At 68.4% G+C, this 16,480-nt stretch carries 17 protein-coding genes and 1 riboswitch; of the genes, 7 read left to right on the forward strand and 10 right to left on the reverse strand.

The window, feature by feature from the left end; genetic code table 11:
- Positions 1-20: 20 nt before the first annotated feature.
- Positions 21-359 carry a P-II family nitrogen regulator gene (locus tag RCO38_RS17075; protein WP_308329552.1) on the reverse strand — a complete coding sequence of 113 codons (339 nt, stop codon included), beginning with the start codon at positions 357-359 and terminating at the stop codon, positions 21-23.
- 275 nt (positions 360-634) lie between these two features.
- Here RCO38_RS17075 and RCO38_RS17080 point away from each other — a divergent pair, with 275 nt between their 5' ends.
- The gene (locus RCO38_RS17080) at positions 635-2,188 is read left to right on the forward strand and encodes a YifB family Mg chelatase-like AAA ATPase (protein WP_308329553.1); all 1,554 of its coding nucleotides are present in this window, start codon (positions 635-637) and stop codon (positions 2,186-2,188) included.
- Between the two features lie 4 nt (positions 2,189-2,192).
- On the opposite strand, the gene RCO38_RS17085 is transcribed toward RCO38_RS17080, so the two are convergent.
- Together RCO38_RS17085 and metH are read right to left on the reverse strand one after the other, a co-directional pair.
- Complete coding sequence (locus RCO38_RS17085) at positions 2,193-3,053, reverse strand: zinc ribbon domain-containing protein (protein WP_308329554.1); 861 nt, start codon at positions 3,051-3,053, stop codon at positions 2,193-2,195.
- A gap of 110 nt (positions 3,054-3,163) precedes the next feature.
- The gene (gene metH / locus RCO38_RS17090) at positions 3,164-5,902 is read right to left on the reverse strand and encodes a methionine synthase (RefSeq protein WP_308329555.1); all 2,739 of its coding nucleotides are present in this window, start codon (positions 5,900-5,902) and stop codon (positions 3,164-3,166) included.
- Between the two features lie 24 nt (positions 5,903-5,926).
- Positions 5,927-6,034, reverse strand: a riboswitch (S-adenosyl-L-homocysteine riboswitch).
- A gap of 66 nt (positions 6,035-6,100) precedes the next feature.
- Here metH and RCO38_RS17095 point away from each other — a divergent pair.
- Together RCO38_RS17095 and RCO38_RS17100 are read left to right on the forward strand one after the other, a co-directional pair.
- On the forward strand, positions 6,101-7,705 hold the full coding sequence (locus RCO38_RS17095) for a sigma-54-dependent Fis family transcriptional regulator (RefSeq protein ID WP_308329556.1): 1,605 nt from the start codon (positions 6,101-6,103) through the stop codon (positions 7,703-7,705).
- Positions 7,706-7,723: 18 nt separating this feature from the next.
- Positions 7,724-7,942, forward strand: a complete 219-nt coding sequence (locus tag RCO38_RS17100; protein ID WP_308329557.1) for a hypothetical protein — start codon at positions 7,724-7,726, stop codon at positions 7,940-7,942.
- Between the two features lie 26 nt (positions 7,943-7,968).
- Here the strand turns inward: RCO38_RS17100 and RCO38_RS17105 are convergent, their stop codons facing one another.
- The 3 genes from RCO38_RS17105 to RCO38_RS24325 all read right to left on the reverse strand — a co-directional run bounded on the left by RCO38_RS17105 (position 7,969) and on the right by RCO38_RS24325 (position 9,705).
- The gene (locus RCO38_RS17105) at positions 7,969-8,391 is read right to left on the reverse strand and encodes a hypothetical protein (RefSeq protein WP_308329558.1); all 423 of its coding nucleotides are present in this window, start codon (positions 8,389-8,391) and stop codon (positions 7,969-7,971) included.
- Between the two features lie 369 nt (positions 8,392-8,760).
- Complete coding sequence (locus RCO38_RS17110) at positions 8,761-9,114, reverse strand: hypothetical protein (RefSeq protein ID WP_308329559.1); 354 nt, start codon at positions 9,112-9,114, stop codon at positions 8,761-8,763.
- A 114-nt stretch (positions 9,115-9,228) separates the two neighbouring features.
- Positions 9,229-9,705, reverse strand: coding sequence for a DUF7660 family protein (locus RCO38_RS24325; protein ID WP_445297928.1), 477 nt, complete (start codon positions 9,703-9,705; stop codon positions 9,229-9,231).
- A 194-nt stretch (positions 9,706-9,899) separates the two neighbouring features.
- Between RCO38_RS24325 and RCO38_RS17115 the strand changes: the two genes are divergently transcribed.
- From RCO38_RS17115 to RCO38_RS17130, 4 genes are read left to right on the forward strand one after another with little or no spacing between them, the layout of a single operon-like run.
- Positions 9,900-10,790 (forward strand): sulfurtransferase, encoded by an 891-nt coding sequence (locus RCO38_RS17115; protein ID WP_308329560.1) that lies wholly within the window; start codon positions 9,900-9,902, stop codon positions 10,788-10,790.
- Positions 10,791-10,828: 38 nt separating this feature from the next.
- Entirely contained in the window at positions 10,829-11,386 is a 558-nt protein-coding gene (locus RCO38_RS17120) for an OsmC family protein (protein WP_308329561.1), read from the forward strand.
- Positions 11,387-11,396: 10 nt separating this feature from the next.
- Positions 11,397-12,539: an acyl-CoA dehydrogenase family protein gene (locus RCO38_RS17125; RefSeq protein WP_308329562.1), complete on the forward strand. Its 1,143-nt coding sequence runs from the start codon at positions 11,397-11,399 to the stop codon at positions 12,537-12,539.
- Positions 12,536-13,756: an FAD-dependent oxidoreductase gene (locus RCO38_RS17130; protein WP_308329563.1), complete on the forward strand. Its 1,221-nt coding sequence runs from the start codon at positions 12,536-12,538 to the stop codon at positions 13,754-13,756. Before RCO38_RS17125 ends, RCO38_RS17130 begins: the two co-directional genes overlap by 4 nt.
- A 36-nt stretch (positions 13,757-13,792) precedes the next feature.
- On the opposite strand, the gene RCO38_RS17135 is transcribed toward RCO38_RS17130, so the two are convergent.
- Genes RCO38_RS17135 through ntrB form a run of 4 tightly spaced genes read right to left on the reverse strand, consistent with a single transcriptional unit; the run spans position 13,793 to position 16,480 of the window.
- Positions 13,793-14,260, reverse strand: a complete 468-nt coding sequence (locus tag RCO38_RS17135; RefSeq protein ID WP_308329564.1) for a nuclear transport factor 2 family protein — start codon at positions 14,258-14,260, stop codon at positions 13,793-13,795.
- A complete protein-coding gene (cynS, locus tag RCO38_RS17140) occupies positions 14,260-14,703 on the reverse strand; it encodes a cyanase (protein WP_308329565.1) in 444 nt (147 codons plus the stop codon). Before cynS ends, RCO38_RS17135 begins: the two co-directional genes overlap by 1 nt.
- Positions 14,704-14,745: 42 nt before the next feature.
- The gene (locus RCO38_RS17145) at positions 14,746-15,627 is read right to left on the reverse strand and encodes an ABC transporter ATP-binding protein (protein ID WP_308329566.1); all 882 of its coding nucleotides are present in this window, start codon (positions 15,625-15,627) and stop codon (positions 14,746-14,748) included.
- Positions 15,617-16,480, reverse strand: a complete 864-nt coding sequence (gene ntrB, locus RCO38_RS17150; protein ID WP_308329567.1) for a nitrate ABC transporter permease — start codon at positions 16,478-16,480, stop codon at positions 15,617-15,619. Before ntrB ends, RCO38_RS17145 begins: the two co-directional genes overlap by 11 nt.

Genomic DNA, 16,480 nt, shown 5'->3' on the forward strand with positions numbered 1-16,480 from the left:
TTCTGATTCGGGTGCGGTGATCAGAGGGCTTCCTTGCCGGTCTCGCCGGTGCGGATGCGAACCACCTGTTCGAGGGGTGTGACGAAGATCTTGCCGTCACCGATCTTGCCGGTGCGGGCAGCGCCTTCGATGGCTTCGATCACGCGGTCGACCAGGCTGTCGTCGACGGCGGCTTCGATCTTGACCTTGGGCAGGAAGTCGACGACGTACTCGGCGCCGCGGTAGAGCTCGGTGTGGCCCTTCTGGCGGCCGAAGCCCTTGACTTCGGTCACGGTGATGCCCTGCACGCCCATGCCGGAGAGCGCTTCGCGCACTTCGTCCAGCTTGAACGGCTTGATGATGGCGGAAACCATTTTCATGCTGTTACCTCTTCTAGGGTGGGACGGTGTCGGGGCGGGGCCGGGTGACACCACGGGTTGATGCAATCGCTTACAGCCCGAAGCAGGGACCGTGCCAGCCGCCCGACCCAGCAGGGCCCGCAGCGGTCACCCAGAGGGAAAACGTCCTCCCGACGGGGGCTGCGGCCCAACCGGGCTCATGACATGATCCCCGCGCCGCGGCCGCAACGCCGCACCAAACACGTGCATTCCAGCGTCCAGCGGCCAATGCACCGAAACAGGGATGGAGGACCGGAATGGGTTTGTCATTGGTGCACAGCCGCGCGCTGATCGGACTGGAGGCGCGGCCGGTGCAGGTCGAAGTGCACCTGGCCAACGGGCTCCCCAGCTTCACGCTGGTCGGGCTGGTCGACACGGAAGTGAAAGAAGCGCGCGAACGCGTGCGCTCGGCGATTGCCAACGCCGGGCTTGAATTCCCCAGCAACAAGCGCATCACGGTCAATCTGGCGCCGGCCGATCTGCCCAAGGACTCGGGCCGCTTCGACCTGCCGATTGCGCTGGGCATCCTGGCGGCGGCCGGGCAGATCGACGGATCGAAGCTGGCCGGCTGGGAATTTGCAGGCGAGCTCTCGCTGGGCGGCGAGCTGCGTCCGGTGCGCGGCGCGCTGGCCATGAGCCTCGCGCTGCACCGCGATGGTTCGGCGGGTGCGGTCACACGGCTGGTGCTGCCGCCCGGCAGCGCCGAAGAGGCGGCGCTGGTGCCGCAGGCGCAGGTGTGCCGCGCCCGCCACCTGCTGGACGTGGTGGCGCAGTTCCTGCCCGAAGGAGCCGCCGGCACTGGTGATGCGCCCCCCGACGACACAGGCTGGGCGCGCCTGTCGCCCACGCCCATCACCGCCCGCGAAAGTTACCCCGACCTGGCCGACGTCAAGGGCCAGGCCGGCGCAAGGCGGGCGCTGGAGATCGCGGCGGCCGGCTCACATTCGCTCTTGATGGTCGGCCCGCCCGGCTCGGGCAAGAGCATGCTGGCGCAGCGCTTTGCCGGCCTGCTGCCGCCCATGGACACCTCCGAGGCGCTGGAATCGGCCGCCGTGGCCTCGCTGGCGGGGCGCTTCCGGCTGGAGGCCTGGGGCCTGCGCCCCACCTGTGCGCCGCACCACAGCGCCAGCGCCGTGGCCCTGGTGGGCGGCGGCTCACCGCCCCGGCCCGGCGAGATCTCGCTGGCCCACCACGGCGTGCTGTTCCTGGACGAACTGCCCGAGTTCCCGCGCGCCGCCCTCGAAGCCCTGCGCGAGCCGCTGGAGAGCGGCCACATCCGCATCTCGCGCGCGGCGGTGCAGAGCGAGTTTCCGGCGCGCTTCCAGCTCGTGGCGGCGATGAACCCCTGCCCCTGTGGCTTCCTCGGCCACCCCAGCCAGCCCTGTCGCGACACGCCCGACCAGGTCGCGCGCTACCAGGGGCGCCTTTCCGGCCCGCTGCTGGATCGCATTGATCTTCATATAGAGGTGCCCGCCCTGCCCCCGCACGACCTGCTGCACAGCCCGGCCGGCGAGCCCAGCGCCACCGTGCGCGAGCGCGTGGCCGCCGCGCGGCAGCGGGCGCAGGAGCGCCAGGGACAGAGCAACCAGGCGCTCTCAGGACAGGCGCTGGACCGGCACGTGTTGGCCGAGCCCACCGCGCTCAAGTTCCTGCACACGGCCGCCGCCCGCCTGGGCTGGAGCGCGCGCAGCACCCACCGCGCGCTGCGCGTGGCGCGCACCATCGCCGACCTGGCCGGCAGCGAGTCCGTGGGGGTGGCGCACATCGCCGAGGCGGTGCAGTACCGGCGGGCACTGCGCGCCGCGGGCTGAGGGATCAGCGGTACTCGGCCTCGCGGCGCCGCGCCTCGTCCATCTGGCGGAAGCGCACGCAGATGGGGTCGTTGGCAAACACCGCCTTGCCGCATTCGCGGATGCGGCAGAAGTCGCGCGCGAACACGTTGTCGCTGCCCGCGCACAACTGGTCGACACTCGTGGCCGGCCGGGCCGCAGAGGCCGGCGCCGCCGTGGCGGCGGCCACCGGTGCGGGCGCGGCTGGCGCGGTCGCCATCCCAGCGGGCGGCTCGGGTGCGGCCGCATGGGCGCTGGCGGCCGGAGCGGCCGACGTGACCTCGGTGCGGCGCCGCGCGTCTTCCAGACGCTTCTGCTCTTGCGCGAGCTTCTGGCGCTGCTGGGCCTGGGCGGCCGCGCGCTCGCGGTCCTGCTGCTCCAGCAGCTCCACCGAATGGCGCAGCCGGTCGACGGCGGCGGCGGCCTCGGGGGTGTTCGGCGATGTGGCGTCCGCGCCCACCGGCTGCCCCGCGGTCTGCAGGGCGGTGGCCGGTGCCGCGGCACCCGCTGTTGGCGTGGCAGACGGTGAGGCCCCGGGCGCCACCGTCAGCGGCGCAGCCTGGACCGGTGCCGGCGTGGACTGGCGCGCACCGAGCCACCAGCCGGCGGCCAGCACCACCGCCCCTGCCGTGAGGATCACCGCCCAGCGCGACCACGCGGGCCGTTCGCTGCGCTCGCCGGAGCGTTTGCGGCGGCGGGCGCGGCGCAGCGCCCGGTTCGCCCGTTCGCGGGCCAGTTCGTCGGAGGCCGTGTCGCCCCCAGTCCGCTCCAGCGGACGGGCGCAGCCCCGGCAGAACCGGGCCTGGTCCCGGTTTTCCTTGCCGCAGGAAGGACACACGTTGGCCATGACGATCAGGGGTGGAGCAGGAGGGCTTGGCGTTGTAGCACAAGCCCCGGCCCCTCAGACTGCCGCGCCGACGGGCTGCCGGGCGGCTGTGGCGAACGGCCCGGGCCGCGTCAGAGGTTGGGGCCGAGCCAGCGCTTGAGTTCGGTGGCCGCGACACCGCTGCGCGCCGCGAGATCGGCCACCTGGTCTTCGCCGATCTTGCCGACGTTGAAGTACTGGCTGTCGGGGTGCGCGAGGTAGAAGCCGCTGACGCTGGCGGCCGGCGACATGGCCAGGCTTTCGGTGAGCGCCATGCCAATCTCGCCGGCCTGAAGCAGTTCGAACATCTGGCGCTTGACACTGTGGTCCGGACAGGCCGGATAGCCCGGCGCCGGGCGGATGCCCTGGTACTTTTCCTTGATCAGCTCTTCGTTGCTCAAGGCTTCGCCCGCCGCATAGCCCCACAGGTCGGTGCGCACGCGCGCGTGCATGCACTCGGCCAGCGCCTCGGCCAGGCGGTCGGCCAGCGCCTTGAACAGGATGGCGCTGTAGTCGTCGTGCGCGGCCAGGAACTGCTGCTCCTTCTTCTCCACGCCCACGCCGGCCGTCACCGCGAACAGGCCGACGTAATCGGCCGTGCCGGCGGGCGCCACGAAGTCGGCGAGACAGCGGCTGGGTCGCGTCACGCCGTCGATGGTTTCCTTCTCGGTCTGCTGGCGCAGGCCGTGCCAGGTCAGCACCGGCTGCCGGCGGCCCTCGTCGGCGTAGAGCGCGATGTCGTCGTGGTTCACGCGGTTGGCCGGGTAGAGGCCGATCACCGCATTGGCCGTCAGCCAGCGGCCTTCGATGATCTTTTTCAGCATGGCCTGCGCGTCGGCGAACACCTTGCGCGCCTGCTCGCCCACCACCTCGTCATCGAGGATGGCGGGGTACGGGCCGGCCAGGTCCCAGGTCTGGAAGAACGGGCCCCAGTCGATGTATTTCTCCAGTTCGGCCAGGTCGAAGTTCTTGAACATCCGCCGGCCGATGAACCTGGGCGCCACCGGCGGGTGCTTCGTGAAATCGACCGGCGTGGCGTTGGCGCGCGCCTGCGCCAGCGTCCACAGCGGCACCTGCTTCTTGTTCGCGTGCTGCTGGCGCACGCGCTCGTAGTCGGCGTTGAGCTCGGCAATCGTCTGCTGGCGAGCGTCGCCGATCAGGCTCTGCGCCACGCTCACACTGCGCGAGGCGTCGGGCACGTAGACCACCGGGCCGTCGTAGTGCGGCGCGATCTTCACCGCGGTGTGCACGCGGCTGGTGGTGGCGCCGCCGATCAACAGCGGAATGCCCTGCTCGCGGAAGTGCGCGTCCTTCTGCATCTCGCCGGCCACGTACTGCATCTCTTCCAGGCTGGGCGTGATCAGGCCCGACAGGCCCACGATGTCGGCGCCGACCTCCTTGGCCTTGGCCAGCACCTCGTGGCAGGGCACCATCACCCCCATGTTCACCACCTCGAAGTTGTTGCACTGGAGCACCACGGTGACGATGTTCTTGCCGATGTCGTGCACGTCGCCCTTGACGGTGGCGATCACGATCTTTCCCTTGCTCCTCACATCGCCGCCGGCCGCTTCGAGCTGGCGTTTTTCCTCCTCGATGTAGGGCAGCAGGTGGGCCACGGCCTGCTTCATCACGCGCGCGCTTTTCACCACCTGGGGCAGGAACATCTTGCCGGCACCGAACAGGTCGCCGACCACGTTCATGCCGTCCATCAGCGGGCCTTCGATCACGTGCAGCGGGCGGCCGCCGTCGGCCTTGATCTGCTGCCACATCTCCTCGGTGTCTTCGGTGATGAACTCGTTCATGCCGCGCACCAGGGCGTGCGTCAGGCGCTCGCGGATCGGCAGGGCGCGCCACTCGTTCTTCTTGGAATCGTCCTTGGCCGCGCCCTTGGCGCTTTCGGCCACTTCCACCAGGCGCTCGCCCGCGTCCGGCCTGCGGTTGAGCACCACGTCTTCCACCCGTTCGCGCAGCGTGGGTTCCAGCTCGTCGTACACGCCCACCATGCCGGCGTTGACGATGCCCATGTCCATGCCGGCCTGGATGGCGTGGTACAGGAACACGGTGTGGATGGCCTCGCGCACCGGGTCGTTGCCGCGGAAGCTGAAGGACACGTTGGACACGCCGCCGCTGACCTTGGCGCCCGGCAGGTGCTGCTTGATCCAGCGGGTGGCCTCGATGAAGTCCACCGCGTAGTTGTTGTGCTCCTCGATGCCGGTGGCGATGGCGAAGATGTTGGGGTCGAAGATGATGTCTTCGGGCGGGAAGCCCACCTCGTCCACCAGGATGCGGTAGGCGCGCTCGCAGATCTCGATCTTGCGCGCGTAGGTGTCGGCCTGGCCCTGCTCGTCGAAGGCCATCACCACAGTGGCGGCACCGTAGCGCTTGATCAGGCGGGCCTGGCGCTTGAACTCCTCGACGCCTTCCTTCATGCTGATTGAGTTGACGACGCCCTTGCCCTGGATGCACTGCAGGCCGGCCTCGATCACGCTCCACTTGGACGAGTCGATCATGATCGGCACGCGCGCGATGTCGGGCTCGCCGGCGATCAGGTTCAGGAAACGCACCATGGCGGCCTGGCTGTCCAGCATGGCCTCGTCCATGTTCACGTCCACGATCTGCGCGCCGTTCTCCACCTGCTGGCGGGCCACGGCCAGCGCGTCCTCGTAGCGACCTTCGAGGATCATGCGGGCGAAGGCCTTGGAGCCGGTGACGTTGGTGCGCTCGCCGACGTTGACGAACAGGCTGCCTTCGCCAATGCGCAGCGGCTCCAGGCCGGAGAGCAGCATGGGCGGGACAGTGGCAGACAAGGGGGAGGGAACAACGGCAGACATGGGGCTCACCAGAAAGGGTTCAAACACTGGTGAGCGCCGTTGGAGCCGGCGGGGCCGGCGGGGCGGAGGACGCCCGGAACCTCAAGCCTGACGACCGTCGCGAGAACGGCCGCTGCAGCGCTCCTTGAGAGCCTGCGATTTTAGCCGGCCGCGGGCGGGCCCGCCGCTGGTGCGATGTTTGCTTGCCCGGCCAGCGCCATGCCCCACCGCACCGACCCCGACGCCGCGGGCACCCCGCCCACCGACTGGCACGCCCAGGAGCTGCTGCTGATGCGCGAGGTGATGAAGCTGGTGGGCCGCAGCCTGGCGCCGGCCTACGTGCTGCGCGAGATGCTGCACCTGATGAGCGAACTGCTCGGACTCAACCGCGGGCGCATGGTGCTGGCGGATGAGTTGAGCGATGGTGGCGAGCGCACCGCCTCCGTGCGCCACGCCTACGGCCTGACCGCGCAGGAAGCCGCGCGCGGCGTGTTCCGCTGGGGCGAGGGCATCACCGGCCGGGTGCTGGCCAGCGGGCTGCCCGCCATCGTGCAGGACGTGGACGCCGAACCGCTGTTCCTCTTCCGCACCGTGGCCCGGACCGACCTGCCGCCGCAGACCGTGGCCTTCATCGCGCTGCCGATCGAGCTCAATGGCGTGACGATTGGCGTGCTCGCCTGCCACCGCATCCGCAGCCGCCAGCGCCACCTCAGCGACGACCTGGCCGTGCTGCGCATCCTGGCCACGCTCGCCGGCCAGCTGCTGCAGCTGGAGCAGCTGGTGGCCGAAGAACGGCGCCAGCTCACCGCGCGCAACGAAGCGCTGGAACGCGCGCTCGAATCGGCCAGCGCGCGCTACGGGCTGATCGGCCGCTCGCCCGCGCTGCTGCAGGCGCTGGGCGAACTCGAACGCGTCTCGCAATCGCAGGCCACCGTGCTGCTGCTGGGCGAATCGGGCACCGGCAAGGAACTGTTTGCGCGCGCCGTGCACCTGGCCAGCGGCCGGCGCGACCAGCCCTTCATCAAGGTCAACTGCTCGGCCATCCCGGACACACTGTTCGAGAGCGAACTCTTCGGCCACGAACGCGGTGCCTTCACCGGCGCCCACAGCGCGCGGCCCGGCTGGTTCGAGCAGGCGCACGGCGGCACCATTTTTCTGGACGAAATCGGCGAACTGCCGCTGGCCCTGCAGGCCAAGCTGCTGCGCACCCTGCAGGAAGGCACGCTGGTGCGCCTGGGTGGCCAGCGCGAAATCCGCATCGACGTGCGCCTGGTGGCCGCCACCAACCGCGACCTGGCGCAGGAAGCCGCCGCCGGCCGCTTCCGCCAGGACCTGTACTACCGGCTCAACGTCGTCCCCATCCGCCTGCCCAGCCTGCGCGAGCGGCGCGAAGACATCCGCCCTCTGGCCCTGCACTTCACCAGCCGCGCCAACCAGGCCCACCAGCGCAACGTGCACCTGGCCGCCGACGCACTGGAACGGCTGGAGCGGCTGGACTGGCCCGGCAACATCCGCGAGCTGGGCAACGTCATCGAACGCCTGGTGCTGCTGGCCGACCGGCCCGTGGTGCACGCCGGCGACCTGTCGCGCTTCCTGCCCGAAGCCCTCGCCACCCCGCCCCGACCGGCCCCGCGCAGCACACCACCGGCCGAAGCCGCGGTGGCCCCGCTGGTGCGCGCCTACCAGAGCGCCGAGTCACACGACGCGCAGACCCTGCAGGCCGCGCTGTCGCAACACGGCGGCAACCAGTCGCGCGCGGCGCAGAGCCTGGGGCTGACGCTGCGGCAGTTCAGTTACCGTCTGAGGAAGGCGGGGTTGCGGTAGCCCCCACACCAGGACACCATGAAAACCATCGACGAAATGCTGCACCTGGCCCTGTTGACCCCGGACGAGCACCGGCAGATCAGCCACTGGATCGCCCAGGCCGACTCACCCGACGAGATCCTGAAAATGCCGCCGCTGCTGTGGCGGGCTGTCGAACGGGCGAGTGAGGTCATGGGCATCGACAACGACCTGATGCGCCCGCCGGCGCTGGACGATGGCGGCCTGGTTTGCCGATAGGAGCGTCGCGAGTGCGACGCCCGACCTCACCGCGCCAACCACAGTGCCGCAACACCGACCGCGTACAGCAGACCGATCACCAGGCAAATGCCTGAAGACACCAGCCAGAAGGTGGTGGAGTTTTCCGGGAAGCTGGGCCGCAGCCACGGAAAAGCGATGGCCCGCGCGAGGAACACGGCGCTGATGAGACACAGTGCCAGTTCGGTCAAGGGCAGTCGGGGAACCAGCCCTGCGCCGGAGAAGGCATACAGCGCCCAGAAGAGCAGAACACTGCCGATGACGAGGGTGATGAGCGTTGGCTTGAGCTTGCCAGCCTCGACGGCCCTCGCCATGCGCTCGCCAGCTCCCATGAACCGGTAGGCCCTGGCGCCGATCACGATGCAGGCCAGGTGCGCCAGCGACGCGACCACGACAAGCAGGCCTGCCAGCGCCAGCGACATGGAGGCCATGTTCAACATATATGTGTAATGAGGCCCAGCGAATCAGGCTGCTGCGCCACCGCTCTGGGCCTCAGCTGGATAGAAGACCAACGCGCTGCCACTCGCGAGCGCTTCTCCGTAGAACCCTGAGAAGCCCCTGTAGGAATCCGTGTTGAGGACTTCAACGACCAGCTTGCCGAAGCGCATGTTTTCTATCGCCTCGAAGCCGTACCGATGGCACTCTGCCATGGCGGACTCAAACTGCCCGATTCTGATTCCTGCCGGAGGAACAGCATGCACTGGTGTGTCGCGCCCGCTTCCGGGTGATTCCATTCGTATTCGGACGTCCCGGAGTAACGGCCAGTGAATCCGTAGGTTCCGACAATGCTCATGAGAGGCCTAGTGTTTGAGCTCAGCCGCCGCCGAAGGCGGTCGGCTGGAGCGACGGGTTAGAGCACTTGCGACGTCGGCTGGCGAGCACAGTTCCGGCGGGCCCTCGACCGCCACAACTATGGCGAGTTGGTCAGCCAGTGATGCGCCTGTGCCTGGAACGAGGAAGTAGCGCCCATGCGTGACGACGAAAGTGCTCTTGCTGGCGGGCTCCGTGAAAACTGCGTTGAGCGGCGAGCCATCCACAGCGAAGAACTGCCAGTTCCCGGACGCAACGTCGTAGCCCTCGCAATACGCAAGAGCGTCCGTCTCGCACGCGAACACGTGAAGCGTGCGGTCGTCCTTGGAGAGCGCGTACAGCATGTGCTCTAACGTAGAAATGACCGGCGCCCAAGGAATTGGAGCGCCGCAAGGCGCGCACTCCCTTGGGCGTCCGCGTCGATTGACCAGTTAGTCTGCAAGGAGAGCGGCGAAGGCCTACTCATAGATCTTTCCGCAGTACAGGAAGGTGGCCACCTTCTTCCACGGCGTTGCGTTTCCAAGACCTTGGATAGATCCCATACCGGAATCTTCCGCCCAAGATACTGCCGCCTCCAGAAACTGCTCGATGGATCCGCTTTGCCACGAGGCGCTATTCGTGCGGCGGTCTCGCGCAAGAGCCGTAACGAAAGCCACAAAGCTGGCCTCGTCTCTGACGGTCTCGAGCTGCTCGTGAAGTTCCATTCTGCAGACTAACGTGATGTATCCCGCAGAACCTGCGGGATAAGCTGGACGGTGCGGGATACTCTGGACACACCAATCTCCGAAAAATGCAATCAGATCAAAGGGTTGGACGCGAAGGCCTGACTTTATACAGGTACAAGTAAACCACGAAACCCGGCATCCACACTCACCCGGTGACCGCTTCACTTTGGGTCCTTGTATAAGCGCAGAGGGTCGCGAGAAGCTATCCATCAATCTGTTGACATTGTGTTGACCCAATGTCAAACGCCGACAGCAATGTCTCCGGCACCTGCCGGCACCGACTGCCCATAACCCCAACAAAATCAAAGACCTTCATGCATTGACCTCCCCCCGCACCGCGCTGGCACAGCGGTTGCGATGAAGGGCTCAGGCGATCTTGCCTTTGCCCTGATTCAGAGGTCCCCATGAGCATTGAAGCCACTTTGATTGCCCCGCCCCAGCTGGCCGCCCTGCAGGCCGCGGAACCCGTCGTGGTCATCGACACGCGCGACGCCGACACCTTTGCCGCCGGGCACATTCCGGGCGCGGTGAACCTGCGCGAGGTGTTCACCTTTCTCGCCACCTCCACGCCCGAAGGCCTGAAGGAACTCAAGGCCACCTTTGCCGACGCGCTGGGCAAGGCGGGCCTCTCGGGCGTGGAGACCGCGGTGTTCTACGAAGACGCGATGAACAGCGGCTACGGCCAGTCGTGCCGCGGCTATTACCTGCTGACCTGGCTGGGCTACCCCAAGGTGAAGGTGCTCAACGGCGGCTTCAGCGCCTGGAAGGCGGCGGGCCTGCCGGTGTCCACCGAGGCGGCCACGCCCACACCGGCCACCTTCCCCAGCTTGCCCACGGCGGACGTGATGCTGACCCAGGCCGACGTGAAGGCCGCGCTAGGCACGGGCACCGTGCTGCTGGACGTGCGCGATGTGGACGAGTGGATCGGCGAGAGCTCCAGCCCCTATGGCAAGGACTTCGCGCCGCGCAAGGGCCGCCTGCCGGGCGCGAAGTGGATCGAGTGGTACCGCTTCATGAAGCCATCGCCCACCGGCCCGGTGTTCAAGACGCCCGACGAGGTGAAGGCCGAGTGCGCCACCGCCGGCATCGCGCCCGACGACACGGTCTACCTGTATTGCTTCAAGGGCGCGCGCGCGTCCAACACCTTCCTGGCGCTCAAGCAGGCGGGTTTTGCCGATGTGCGCATGTACTTCGGCTCGTGGAACGAGTGGTCGCGCGACCCGAGCCTGCCGATCGAGACCGGGCTGCCGATGGCCGCACCCGCCAACAAGCCGCAGCTGGCCATGGCCGCCTGACCTTTTTTCCTTTTCAGCTTTTCAACCCCGGAGACACCATGTCCGACACCGAGACCCTCGCCCCCACCACCGTCAAGGCCTACCTGCGTCCCATCGACGCCCAGGGCCTGGCCGAGTTCGCCGCCGGCGGCAAGGCCAACCCGGCCCGCCGCGGCACCAACAAGGTCCACACCGTGATGGAGGGGCAGTACCGCTCGCTGAACTATGTGGGCGAGAAGCACTGCGTGGTGGTGGACGAGCCGCTGCACCTGTTCGGCGAGGACACGGCGCCTGCCCCGGGCGAGATCGTGCTGTCGGGCCTGGGCGGCTGCATCGCCGTGGGCGTGACGGCGGTGGCGACCTGGAAGGGCGTGAAGCTGAGTCGGCTGGAGGTGTTCCTCGAAGGCGACATCGGCAACCCGGCCGCCTGGGGCGCGGGGGGTGCGCTGGAGAAGACGCCGCCCGAGATGGGCTTCCAGGCGATCCGCGTGAAGGTGCTGGTCGAGGGCGACGCGAGCCGCGAGGTACTGGACGAGATCGTGCAGCACGCGAACTTCTATTCGCCGGTGGCCAACACGATGCGCAACCCGATCCCGTTCGAGATTTCGATGGCTTGAAAGCGTTGACATGAACCCCGCCGACCTGCCCCCAGAACTTGCGGCCCAGCCCGCCGACCTGATCGCCGCCGTGCGCGCCATCGCGCAGGGCCCCTTGGCCGAGCAGGCCTACGCCATCGACCGCGGCGCCTACCCGGTGGACCTTCTGAAGCGGCTGGCGGCGACGGGGGCGATGAGCGCGCACCTGCCGCGCGCCGACGGCTCGCCCGGCGACTACGGCCAGGCGATCCTAGCGATGGCGGAGGCGTCCAGGGTCTGCGGCGCCACGGGCTTCATGATGTGGTGCCAGGGCGTGGCGGGGCTGTACATGCAGGCATCGGGCAACCCGGCGCTGACGGGGGAGCGGCTGGCGCGCCACGTGCGCGGAGAGACACTGGGCGGCACCGGCCTGTCGAACCCGATGAAGAGCTTCGCGCAGATCGAGAGCCTGCTGCTCAAGGCCACGCCGGTCGACGGCGGCTACCTCGTCAACGGCGCCCTGCCCTGGGTCAGCAACCTCGGGCCCGACCACTACTTCGGCACCATCGCGGCGGTGGTCGACGGCAGCGGCCACACCGTGCGCGAGATGATGTTCATGCTGCGCTGCGACGCGCGGGGCGTGACGCTCAAGCCTTGCCCCGAGTTCTCGGGCATGGAAGGCACGGGCACCTACAGCGTGCAGTGCAAGGACCTGTTCGTCGGCAGCGAGGACATCGCGGCCGACCCGGCCCGGCCCTACATCGCGCGCATCCGCGGCGGCTTCGTGCTGCTGCAATGCGGCATGGCGGCCGGCATCGCGCAGGGCGCGATCGACAGCATGTGGGCGGTGGAGGGGCAACTGGGCCATGTGAACCAGTACCTCGAAGACCGGCCGACCGACCTGCAGGCCGAGCTGGACTCGCTGGTGGCGCGCATCCTGACACTGGCACAGACGCCGTTCGACACCTCGACCGACTACTTCATCGACGTGCTGGACGCGCGCGCGCACGGCGCCGAGCTGTGCCTGCGCGCCGCCAACTCGGCCCTGATGCACCAGGGCGCGCGCGGCTACCTGATGAGCAGCGACGTGCAGCGCCGCGTGCGCGAGGCGCAGTTCGTCGCCATCGTCACGCCGGCCATCAAGCACCTGCGCAAGGAGATCGCGCGGCTGAGCCGGGAAGAGATGCCGGCATGAACAAGCCCTTCCAGACCTACATCTGCGACGCCTGCGGCTACCTCTACGACGAGGCCGTGGGCGACCCGGACAGCGGCTTGGCCGCGGGCACGCGCTTCGAGGACATTCCGGACGACTGGTCGTGCCCCCTCTGCGGCGTGACCAAGGGCGACTTCACGCTGTACGAAGCGCCCAGCATCGAGGCGCTGCGCGCGCGCGCCGGCAGCGCCGCCCCGGTGGCGACACGCGGCGGCACGCCGGGCGTGGTCATCGTCGGCGGTGGGCGCGCCGGCTGGCAGATGGCCGAGGCCCTGCGCACACTCGACGGGGACCGGCCGATCACCCTGGTCAGCGCCTGCGCGGCCGACGTGTACGACAAGCCGCTGCTGTCGGTGGCGATGGCGCGGCAGATGGACCCGGGCAGGTTGATCAAGGAAACCGGCGCCGAGGCCGCGAAGCGCCTGCGTGTGCGCCTGCTGGCCCACACCGACGCAGTGCGCATCTGCCCCGAGACGCAAAGCCTGCGCACCACGCGCGGCACGCTGCGCTACGACCAGCTCGTGCTGGCCCACGGCGCCCAGGCCGCGCTGCCCCCGGCCCTGCCGGCGACGCTGGTCTGGCGCGTCAACCACCTGAGCGCCTACCAGCGGCTGCGCGCGGCGCTGGGGGAGTCACCGAAGGACGTGCTCATCGTCGGCGCCGGCCTGATCGGCAGCGAGCTGGCGAACGACCTGGCGCTGGGCGGCCACCGCATCACGCTGCTGGACATGGCACAACGGCCCCTGGCGCGCTGGCCGGGCGAGCAGGCGGGCGCGCCGCTGCTGGACGCGTGGAAAGACCTGCCGATCCGCTTCGTGGGCAGCGTGCAGGTGGCCGGCGTCGAGAAGATCGACGGCAAGTACCGCCTCACCACCGCCTGCGGCCAGAAGTTCGCGGCCGACCAGGTGATCGCCGCCGCCGGGCTGGTGACGCCGCCGCGCCTGGCGCAAAGTGCGTCGCTGGCCTGGGACAGTGGCGTCGCCGTGGACCCGGCCACGCTGCAGACCAGCGACCCGCGCATCCACGCGCTGGGCGACTGCATCACCATCGCCGGCCAGGCCAGCCGCTACATCGAACCCATCGGCCGCCAGGCCCGCGCCATCGCCGCCCACCTCTGCGGCCGCGAACCGGCGCCCTACGAAGCAAAGCCGGCGTTGGTGCGGGTCAAAACCACGTCGCACCCGATGACGCTGCACTGATTGGCCCCCGACCGGTGCAGCGTGCTGCTTCGGTTCTCAGAGTCCAAGCTCGCTCAAGCCGGGGTGGTCATCGGGCCGGCGGCCCAGCGGCCAGTGGAACAGCCGCTCGCTTTCGCGGATGGGCCGGTCGTTGATGCTGGCGTGGCGCTCTTCCATGTAGCCCAACGCATTGAACTGCCAGTTTTCGTTGCCATGCGAACGGAACCACTGGCCCGAATCGTCGTGCCACTCGTAAACGAAGCGCACGGCGATGCGGTGGCCGGTGAAGGCCCACAGCTCCTTGATGAGCCGGTAGTCGAGCTCCTTCGCCCACTTGCGCACCAGGAAGGCGTGCACCTGCTCGTGGCCCACCGGGAACTCCGCGCGGTTGCGCCAGCGCGTGGCCTCGGTGTAGACCTTGACCACGCGGTCCGGGTCGCGGCTGTTCCACGCGTCCTCGGCACCGCGCACCTTCTGCGCGGCGGATTCGGCGGTGAACGGCGGCAGCGGCGGGCGGGGGTCCATCAGTACTGCTTGTAGGGCAGGAACTTGCCCGACATGACGATGTTCACGCGGTCACCGTTCGGGTCGGCCTGGCGCTGCAGGTCCATCTTGAAGTCGATGGCGCTCATGATGCCGTCGCCGAACTCTTCGTGGATCAGTTCCTTGAAGGTGGTGCCGTAGACGCTGACCAGCTCGTAGAAGCGGTAGATCAGCGGGTCGGTCGGCACGCTGGTGGGCAGCGAACCCTTGTAGGGCACGACCTGCAGCCACTTCTGCTCTTCCGCCGTCAGGCCGAAGATCTTGCCCAGCACCTTGACCTGGGCGGGCGTGGCCGTCATCTGGCCCAGGCACAGGGCGGTGGTCCATTCCTTGGACTGGCCCACCTTCTTGGCCACATCGGCCCAGCTCAGTCCCTTGCTGACTTTGGTGGAAATGATTTTTTCGGTGACGGCGAGTCGGGTCATGGTGTGCCTCGTTGCTGGTGGGAAAGTGAAGGAAGGAGAAGGTCAGTGGGCTTTCGCTCGGGAGACGAGGAAATCCACGATGTGGTTGCGCAGCTCGTAGTAGCCGTCGAGGTGGTGCAGCTGCGCGCGCGTGCGGCTGCGCGGCAGCGGATTCACCACCACCTCGGCCAGCCCGCCGGGCTTGTAGCCCTGCTCGGTCTCGGTGCCGTTGGTCATGAGCAGGATGCGGTCGGACAGCAGGATGGCCTCGTCCACGTCGTGCGTGATCATGAAGACGGTCTGCTGGGTGTCGCGCACGATGCCCATCAGCTCGTCCTGGATGGTGCCGCGCGTGAGCGCGTCCAGCGCGCCGAAGGGCTCGTCGAGCAGCAGCATCTTGGGCTGGATGGCGAAGGCGCGCGCAATGCCCACGCGCTGCTTCATGCCGCCCGAGAGCTGGCTGGGCTTCTTGTCGATGGCGTGCGACAGGCCCACCAGCGCGACGAATTTTTCGACGTGCACATTGACCTTGGGCGTCTTCCATTCCGGCCAGCGCGACTTGACGGCGAACGCGATGTTCTGCCGCACCGTGAGCCAGGGCATGAGCGCGTGGCTCTGGAACACCACGCCGCGCTCCAGGCTGGGGCCGGCAATCTCGCGCCCGTCCATGAAGCAGTGACCGCTGGTGGCGGTGTCCAGCCCCGCGAGCACGTTGAGGATGGTGGTCTTGCCGCAGCCGCTGTGGCCGATGATGCAGACGAACTCGCCCTGCGCGATGCCGAAGGACACGTCGGCGAACACCGGCTTGTCGGCGTGGTAGGCCTTGGCGAGCTGTTCAACTTGGAGGAAACCGGACATCGGGAACACCTTCGGTTGGGCAGCGGCCACCGGGGCCGCGGTGGTGGCGAGGGCGGCGCCTTCGCGCACGCTGGTGTCACTCCACATAGGTCACCGCCTTCTGCAGTTGCGCGAACATCAGGTCCAGCAGCATGCCGACCACGCCGATCAGCAGCACCGCGAAGATCACGTTGGTCAGCGAGAGGTTGTTCCACTCGTTCCACACGAAGTAGCCCACGCCGGTGCCGCCCACCAGCATCTCGGCCGCCACGATGACCAGCCAGGCGATGCCCATGCTGATGCGCATGCCGGTCAGGATGGTGGGTGCGGCGGCCGGCAGGATGACCTGGAAGGCCTTGCGCAGCGGGTTCACCTCCAGCGTGCTGGCCACGTTGAGCCATTCGCGCTTGACCGAGGCGACGCCGAAGGCGGTGTTGATCAGCATCGGCCAGACGGAGCAGATGAAGATCACGAAGATGCCGCTCACGTCCGAGTCCTTGAGGGTGTAGAGCGCCAGCGGCATCCAGGCCAGCGGGCTGATGGGCTTGAGCACCTGCACGAACGGGTTGAACGCCTTCTGCATCAGCGGCGACATGCCGATGGCAAAGCCCAGCGGCAGCGCCACCGCCATGGCCAGCACGAAGCCCAGGCCCACGCGCGCCAGCGAGTGCGCGAGCTGGATGCCGATGCCCTTGTCGTTCGGGCCCTTGTCGTAGAACGGGTCGGACAGGTGCGCCCAGCTGGCCCTGGCGACCTCGATGGGCGGCGGGAAGCCGCTGCTTTTTTCGGCCCCCGGGTCCTTGCCCATCATCTTGGCGTACTCGATCTCCTCGGCCGTCATGCCGGCCGACGATCCGCCCACCGACGGACCCGAAGTCCCGAGCTGCCAGGCGCCGACGAAGCACACGAACAGCAGCAGCGAGACCACCGCCGCGCGCAGGTTGAGGCTGACGGTCTTCAT

Source organism: Hydrogenophaga pseudoflava, from assembly GCF_031020795.1.
Taxonomy (GTDB): Bacteria; Pseudomonadota; Gammaproteobacteria; order Burkholderiales; family Burkholderiaceae_C; genus Hydrogenophaga; species Hydrogenophaga pseudoflava_A.

What these genes read in the sequence shown, in the direction of transcription:
- RCO38_RS17075 (WP_308329552.1), bottom strand. Translation starts at nt 359, where the DNA reads ATGAAAATGGTTTCCGCCATCATCAAGCCGTTCAAGCTGGACGAAGTG.
- RCO38_RS17135 (WP_308329564.1), bottom strand. Translation starts at nt 14,260, where the DNA reads ATGGACCCCCGCCCGCCGCTGCCGCCGTTCACCGCCGAATCCGCCGCG.
- RCO38_RS17120 (WP_308329561.1), top strand. Translation starts at nt 10,829, where the DNA reads ATGTCCGACACCGAGACCCTCGCCCCCACCACCGTCAAGGCCTACCTG.
- RCO38_RS17115 (WP_308329560.1), top strand. Translation starts at nt 9,900, where the DNA reads ATGAGCATTGAAGCCACTTTGATTGCCCCGCCCCAGCTGGCCGCCCTG.
- RCO38_RS17080 (WP_308329553.1), top strand. Translation starts at nt 635, where the DNA reads ATGGGTTTGTCATTGGTGCACAGCCGCGCGCTGATCGGACTGGAGGCG.
- metH (WP_308329555.1), bottom strand. Translation starts at nt 5,902, where the DNA reads ATGTCTGCCGTTGTTCCCTCCCCCTTGTCTGCCACTGTCCCGCCCATG.
- RCO38_RS17125 (WP_308329562.1), top strand. Translation starts at nt 11,397, where the DNA reads ATGAACCCCGCCGACCTGCCCCCAGAACTTGCGGCCCAGCCCGCCGAC.
- ntrB (WP_308329567.1), bottom strand. Translation starts at nt 16,480, where the DNA reads ATGAAGACCGTCAGCCTCAACCTGCGCGCGGCGGTGGTCTCGCTGCTG.
- RCO38_RS17110 (WP_308329559.1), bottom strand. Translation starts at nt 9,114, where the DNA reads ATGCTGTACGCGCTCTCCAAGGACGACCGCACGCTTCACGTGTTCGCG.
- RCO38_RS24325 (WP_445297928.1), bottom strand. Translation starts at nt 9,705, where the DNA reads ATGGATAGCTTCTCGCGACCCTCTGCGCTTATACAAGGACCCAAAGTG.
- RCO38_RS17100 (WP_308329557.1), top strand. Translation starts at nt 7,724, where the DNA reads ATGAAAACCATCGACGAAATGCTGCACCTGGCCCTGTTGACCCCGGAC.
- RCO38_RS17085 (WP_308329554.1), bottom strand. Translation starts at nt 3,053, where the DNA reads ATGGCCAACGTGTGTCCTTCCTGCGGCAAGGAAAACCGGGACCAGGCC.
- RCO38_RS17105 (WP_308329558.1), bottom strand. Translation starts at nt 8,391, where the DNA reads ATGGCCTCCATGTCGCTGGCGCTGGCAGGCCTGCTTGTCGTGGTCGCG.
- cynS (WP_308329565.1), bottom strand. Translation starts at nt 14,703, where the DNA reads ATGACCCGACTCGCCGTCACCGAAAAAATCATTTCCACCAAAGTCAGC.
- RCO38_RS17145 (WP_308329566.1), bottom strand. Translation starts at nt 15,627, where the DNA reads ATGTGGAGTGACACCAGCGTGCGCGAAGGCGCCGCCCTCGCCACCACC.
- RCO38_RS17095 (WP_308329556.1), top strand. Translation starts at nt 6,101, where the DNA reads ATGCCCCACCGCACCGACCCCGACGCCGCGGGCACCCCGCCCACCGAC.
- RCO38_RS17130 (WP_308329563.1), top strand. Translation starts at nt 12,536, where the DNA reads ATGAACAAGCCCTTCCAGACCTACATCTGCGACGCCTGCGGCTACCTC.